The 1,893-nt window shown below is 62.9% G+C and carries 3 protein-coding genes; 2 read left to right on the top strand and 1 reads right to left on the bottom strand.

All coding sequences use genetic code 11. The features are described from left to right. Both ACLEQD_RS42410 and ACLEQD_RS42405 read left to right on the top strand, forming a co-directional pair. Positions 1-368: TIGR02269 family lipoprotein (locus tag ACLEQD_RS42410; protein ID WP_410391652.1), on the top strand; the 368-nt coding region annotated here is incomplete at its 5' end. A 26-nt stretch (positions 369-394) separates the two neighbouring features. Beyond that, on the top strand, positions 395-1,123 hold the full coding sequence (locus tag ACLEQD_RS42405; RefSeq protein WP_410391651.1) for a double-CXXCG motif protein: 729 nt from the start codon (positions 395-397) through the stop codon (positions 1,121-1,123). Positions 1,124-1,131: 8 nt separating this feature from the next. On the opposite strand, the gene ACLEQD_RS42400 is transcribed toward ACLEQD_RS42405, so the two are convergent. Beyond that, complete coding sequence (locus ACLEQD_RS42400; protein ID WP_410391650.1) at positions 1,132-1,728, bottom strand: plasmid pRiA4b ORF-3 family protein; 597 nt, start codon at positions 1,726-1,728, stop codon at positions 1,132-1,134. Between the last annotated feature and the right edge of the window lie 165 nt (positions 1,729-1,893).

The raw sequence follows: 1,893 nt of genomic DNA, 5'->3' as shown, positions 1-1,893 counted from the left end.
TGGGCCTGCCGGGGGATGTGGAGCCCGTGATGGTGTTCCCCTGGTACGGGAACCCGAAGCCCGTGCCTCCGCTGCGGCAGCTACCGGCGGGGAGGTTCGAGAAGCACCACATCTTCCCGCAGGCGCGGGACCTTGCTGAGTGGTTCAAGGATCGAGGCGTCGATATCCATCAGTACACGATCCCCATCCCCGTACACATCCACCGGCGCATTCACAGCGGTGGACCCAGTGGGGGCATGTGGAATGAAGCCTGGCGCGAGTTCAGCAGGGCGAACAGGTTCGCCAAGCCTCCAGAAATCTTCAAACACGCTGGGGAACTCATCTATCGGTTTCAGCTGTTGGGTGGTCCCATCGAGCGGTACAACTGACCTCCAGCGATTCGATTCCAGAGACCATGACCCGCTTCTTTGAGCTTCGTCGCGACAAAGCAGTCTGGAACTTCTTCAAGGGGGATTTCGATGCCGCACCGAAGTGGGGCCTGCCTGGCATCAAGGATTGCCCAGGATGTGGCGCCACCTGGTCCACCTGGGGCGACCATTACCCTGCGGTAGACCTGTCGGATCTTCCCGAACGAGGCGAGTTCGAGGAATCCAGGCCCGAATCCTTTCACGAGTTCGCACGTCTCCGGGAACTCGTGCGCCCCCTGGCGCCCCCAGGCTCCGAGCTTGCCCCCGGAACGAGCTTCGGCCCGTTGGAAGGTCGTGCATGGGGGCAATTCGCTCCCTTCTCGGGGCTGGAAAAATGCTGGATCCTCATTCGCCGAGACGCCTTCGACAGCCTTCAGGCCGCGGGCATCCGAGGGCTGCTCGGGTGCAAGACAGAGCTGCGGTTCCGGCAGAAGACGCCTCCGGAGATCCTCGAGCTTCAACTCGAACTGCGCGGCCGGATGCACCGTGACTGCCTTCCGCCCGACCTTGCACCGCCCTGTCCTACCTGCGGACGCGTAGGCCTTCGCCTTCCGGAGGACCTCATCCTCGACGGAGCCTCCCTGCCCACGGACCTGGACCTCTTCCGCCTGGGCGACTACGGCACCGTCCTCATCGGCACGGACCGCTTCAAGGACGCGGTGGAGCAGGGTGGGTGGACGGGCATCTCCTTCCGCGAACTGCCTGTGCGCTCCTGAGGCTCCTGTTACTTGATGGCGCGGACCGCCGTGTCCGTGGCCTTCAGGTCGAATGCTTCCGGGTCGAAGGAACCGCCGACCCACTCCAGCAGCTCTTCGTGCTCCTCGTGCTCTGGATCTCGAAGTGCCTCAAGCAGGTTTTCATAGCCAGGGGCACCACCGCAGTCGTCGGGCGGAGCAGCGCGTGCTCCAGCAGTACAGGCGGGATAGCGCCGGCCTGATTCAGGGGGCTGCACCTTCTTGACGCGGATGCGATGCACCCAGTCGTCACCGAAGTCGTAGGTGTAGCCAAAGACACTGCGAGCACGCGGGCCGAGATCCGCGACGGTGTACTTGCGCTCATCCAACAGCGGTGGGCCGCCAAAGCTGAAGTCCTCGGCATCCCCCTTGGCCAGATGTCCGTACCGTTGCCGTGAGACATCCTCGAACATGTGCATGTGGCTGTTGGTCCAGCCGAAGGCTGCTTGCAGGATGGCGTGCAACTTCGAGAGTGGCGTGTCGCTTCGGACATGAAGCTCTCGCCAGATGGCAGGGGCGATCTCCACCAACTCAACGTGCAGCACGTGAATCGATGGCTCGGCGGTCGTCTTCTTTCGGGTGGCCATGCGTGGAGACGTCGTAACCGCCCGTGCCATGAAGCGAAATCGTCCCAACACCGGATGGAATGAAGTGCGTTGAGAATGGCACGGTCCATTAGGCTTTCAGCATGAGGAAAAGCCTGACGTTCTGTGCGCTGGTGCTGTGGATGGCGGCGTGCGCGTCCAGCACGC

This window comes from Corallococcus sp. 4LFB, from assembly GCF_046520365.1.
In the GTDB taxonomy this organism is placed as follows: domain Bacteria; phylum Myxococcota; class Myxococcia; order Myxococcales; family Myxococcaceae; genus Corallococcus; species Corallococcus caeni.
The sequence above is the reverse complement of the archived record's forward strand: the minus strand, read 5'-3'. Positions and strand labels throughout refer to the sequence as shown.